Annotated in this window: 4 protein-coding genes; 2 read left to right on the forward strand and 2 right to left on the reverse strand. The window is 66.6% G+C overall.

Annotated features, from left to right (window positions below):
* On the forward strand, window positions 1-1,439 hold a 1,439-nt coding region (locus tag ACIQU6_RS44150; RefSeq protein ID WP_403488298.1), incomplete at its 5' end, for a transposase.
* 116 nt (window positions 1,440-1,555) lie between these two features.
* Complete coding sequence (locus tag ACIQU6_RS44155; RefSeq protein WP_403488300.1) at window positions 1,556-2,128, forward strand: group II intron maturase-specific domain-containing protein; 573 nt, start codon at window positions 1,556-1,558, stop codon at window positions 2,126-2,128.
* 100 nt (window positions 2,129-2,228) lie between these two features.
* Here the strand turns inward: ACIQU6_RS44155 and ACIQU6_RS44160 are convergent, their stop codons facing one another.
* Together ACIQU6_RS44160 and ACIQU6_RS44165 are read right to left on the reverse strand one after the other, a co-directional pair.
* Window positions 2,229-2,813 (reverse strand): nucleosidase, encoded by a 585-nt coding sequence (locus tag ACIQU6_RS44160; protein WP_403488302.1) that lies wholly within the window; start codon window positions 2,811-2,813, stop codon window positions 2,229-2,231.
* A gap of 158 nt (window positions 2,814-2,971) precedes the next feature.
* Window positions 2,972-3,510, reverse strand: a 539-nt coding sequence (locus tag ACIQU6_RS44165; RefSeq protein ID WP_403488304.1) for an ISAs1 family transposase, incomplete at its 5' end; no start/stop codon positions are given.

A 3,510-nucleotide genomic window follows, 5' to 3' on the forward strand; every position in this document is an offset into this window, starting at 1 on the left:
GGGCCTATGCGCTGGGGTTGGAGCTGACCGACACCGGTTTCGACTTCACCGTGCTGTCCCAGTTCCGTACTTGGGTGGTCGACCACGGCCTGGAGGAGAAGGTCTTGGACCTGTTGCTGGTCCGCCTGAAAGAGCAGGGTTTGGTCGGGTCCGGGGGCAAGCAGCGCACCGACTCCACCCATGTCATCAGCGCGGTGCGGGACCTGAACCGCCTGGAGCTGGCCGGGGAGAGTGTGCGGGCGGCGGTGGAGGCGCTGACGGTGGCGGCCCCGCGCTGGGTCGCCACCGTGCTGGACGTGCCGGGATGGTCGCGCCGCTACGACACCCGCATCGACACCTGGCGCATGCCCTCCTCCGCCACCAAGCGCGACCACCTCGCGCTGACCTACGCACGCGACGGCTTCGCCCTGCTCAGCGCCGTCTACGATCCGCGCTGCGAACCCTGGCTGCGCGAACTGCCCGCGGTGCAGACCCTACGCACTGTGCTGCTGCAGAACTACACCCGCACCACCACGCGGGGCGGACGCGAGGTCGTGGCCCGGCGCGCCAAGACCGAGGAGGGCGGTGACGGGCTGCCGCCCGGTCATCTGCGCATCGCGTCCCCCTACGACCTCGACACTCGCTGGTCCGCCAAGCGCGACACCTTCTGGAACGGGTTCAAGCTGCACGTGAGCGAGAGCTGCACAAACGCACCCGAGAAGGAGCGCACTACCCCGAACTTGATCACGAACGTGGCCACCACCGTCTCCACCCTCCCCGACACCTTGGCCCTGGACGGTATCCACCAGCAGTTGCAAAGCCGCGGCCTGCTGCCGGGCGAGCACTACCTCGACTCCGGCTACCCCAGTGCCAACCTGATCGTGAAGTCCCGCCAGACCTACGGCATCGCACTGATCACCCCGGTCCTGCTCGACCAGTCCCGCCAGGCCCGCGAGAACGCGGGCTTCACGGCCGATGCGTTCACCATCGACTGGAAGTACCAGCAGGTCACCTGCCCCCGGGGACAGACCAGCTCCTCCTGGAGCCCGTGCACCCAGCACGGCCACCCCAAGATCGTGGTCGCTTTCACCAAGCCGACCTGCCACCCCTGCCCGGTCCGCACGTTGTGCACCACCAGCCGCCGAGGCTCTCGCCAGCTCACCTTGAACCCCCGCCCGCTGACCGAGGCCCTGCGCACCGCCCGTGCCCAGCAGACCGACCGGGACTGGCAGGACACATACGCCCTACGCGCCGGCGTCGAGGGCACCATCCGCCAGGCCCTCGCCGTCACCGGCAGTCGCCGGACCCGCTACCGCGGCCTGGCCAAGACCCACCTCGAACACGTCCACAGCGCCGTCGCCCTCAACCTCATCCGCCTGAACGCCTGGTGGAACGGCCACCCACTCGACCGCCACCACACCAGCCACCTCGCCCGACTCGAACTCAGCCTCGCCTCATAGCCCAATGGGCAACAGGGTCGCCGACGGCGACAAACGCCGCGCATCCGCCACCAGTTCACTCACACAACGACCAACGAAACAGAACCCCAACCGTTTCGGACCAATATCGTCCGTCTGTGCTGCGGCGGGTGAAGATTCCCGAACCGGGGTGGCCGGGGGAGTTCCGGCCGTTGTCGATCCCCACTGTGGCGGACCGGGTGGTGATGACGGCCGCGAAGCTGGTCCTGGAACCGGTCTTCGAGGCGCAGTTCACCGAGGCGAGCTATGGCTTTCGGCCCAGGCGGTCCGCGATCGACGCGTGCGAAGCCGTGCGGGTCTCTGTGAACCAGTGGCGGGGCAAGTACTACTTGCAGCGGTGGCCCTCGGCCAGAGTGACGCGGGTGCTGCGGGACAAAGTCCGTGCGGCCACTGTCATTTCGAAGGCTGAACGGCCGCTGTCCGCTGTGGTCGCCGACCTCAACCCCGTGCTGCGGGGCTGGGGAGCGTACTTCCGAAACGGGAACTCCGGACGGAAGTTCAACGCGGTCGACGGCTACGTCCACGAGCGACTGGCGATCCTCGCCAGCCGAAAACACGGCCTACGAGGTCGGAACTGGACCACTCGTTTCACCTACGGGTGGATCACCCGGCTCCGGGTCTACCGCCTGACCGGAACCGTACGCAGGGCGACGGCGCATGCCAGTCGGTGAACGATGTCGGAAAGCCGTATGCGGGAGAACCGCACGTATGGTTTGAAGCGGCGGGGGCTGGAAACGGAGCGGAAGCCACCGCGCCAGTCCCCGACCCTACTTAGGAGAATGAGGGAGCGTGGTGCGAAACCCAGTCGGCGAGTGCCCGGGCGCAGTCGGCGACTGTATCGCGCCATGTCGTCGCGGCACCGTCTCCTGCCTCGTCACTGACGTGTTTGACGATGCGCAGCGCGACTCCGGCGCGCTGGGACGCTGCCGCGAGGGCGTAGCCTTCCATATCGACCAGCGAAGCCTGAGCGGCAAGTCGCCGTCTGTCAGCCTGGGTGGCTATGAAGCGGTCTCCGGTCGCCAGGGTGAGCCCGCCGCCGTCACGCAGAGGCAATGGCGGTCCGTAGGTATCGCCGGTAAGGGTGTGTAGAACCGCATCGTCCAGGTCGTGCTGGATCACTGTGCCGACCACGTGGGTGCCGCTCAACCCTGGCTGCAGGGCGCCGGCCGTGCCCAGATTGATGACACTTGCGGGGCGAGGGCCTTCAGCGAGGACGGCGGCCAAGGCAATTGCGGCGTTGACTTTCCCCATGCCGGTCAGCAGCACAGGGAATTCCGTGTCGAGGAACTGGGCTTCTTCTTTGACCGCCAGCACGAGCAGCGGGTGATCGTGGCGCATCTTCCCTATCAATTCCATAGGAATATAGTACCCATGCCGCTGCGTTATCACTGGAGTCAGGGCTGCGACCTGCGCGGGCCCCTTGATCAACTTTCTTGGCCGAAAGCCGGTCTACAGCGGCCCCGTTACTCATATCGGGGCACGACGACCCTCACCCAGGGCCTCGGCAAAGTCGTTTAGATGAGTCCGAGCATGGTCAACGGACGTGTGTGGTCGCGGGTGTTGTGGCGGAGGGTGGCTGCGATGTTGGTGGCTCCAGCCAGGCGGCATGCGCTGATGGCGAGGTTGCGCAAGGTGGACATGGCTCGGGGGCTGTTGCCGGTGCGGACTTGTGAGCGGTCCTCGTCGAAGGTGACGTCACGTACCCAGTGGAGGCGGTTTTCGATGCTCCAGTGTCCGCGGAGGTAGGCGGCGAGTTGGGTGGGGCCGGCCTGATGGGGCTTGAGGCTGGTGATGCCGTAAACGGTCTCGGTGTGCACGATTCGTCCGTCGAGGCGGCGGATGGTGCGACGACACCTCAACGCCTGTGCGGCATAGGGGAAGCCCAGTCCTGCGGGCACACTGACCGCAAGGACAGCGCGGTGCTCACGGCGGCCGTGCCCCCGGTCGCGGGTGAAGTACTCGGCTTTGTAGCGAATTGCGATCTTGAAGAGAGTGGTTGCTTCCCGTCCGGGTGAGCTGGGCCTGATGTGCGGCTGGTTGGGCTGGATGTGAA

The organism is Streptomyces sp. NPDC090442, from assembly GCF_044769405.1.
Taxonomy (GTDB): Bacteria; Actinomycetota; Actinomycetes; order Streptomycetales; family Streptomycetaceae; genus Streptomyces.

What these genes read in the sequence shown, in the direction of transcription:
- ACIQU6_RS44160 (WP_403488302.1), bottom strand. Translation starts at nt 2,813, where the DNA reads ATGGAATTGATAGGGAAGATGCGCCACGATCACCCGCTGCTCGTGCTG.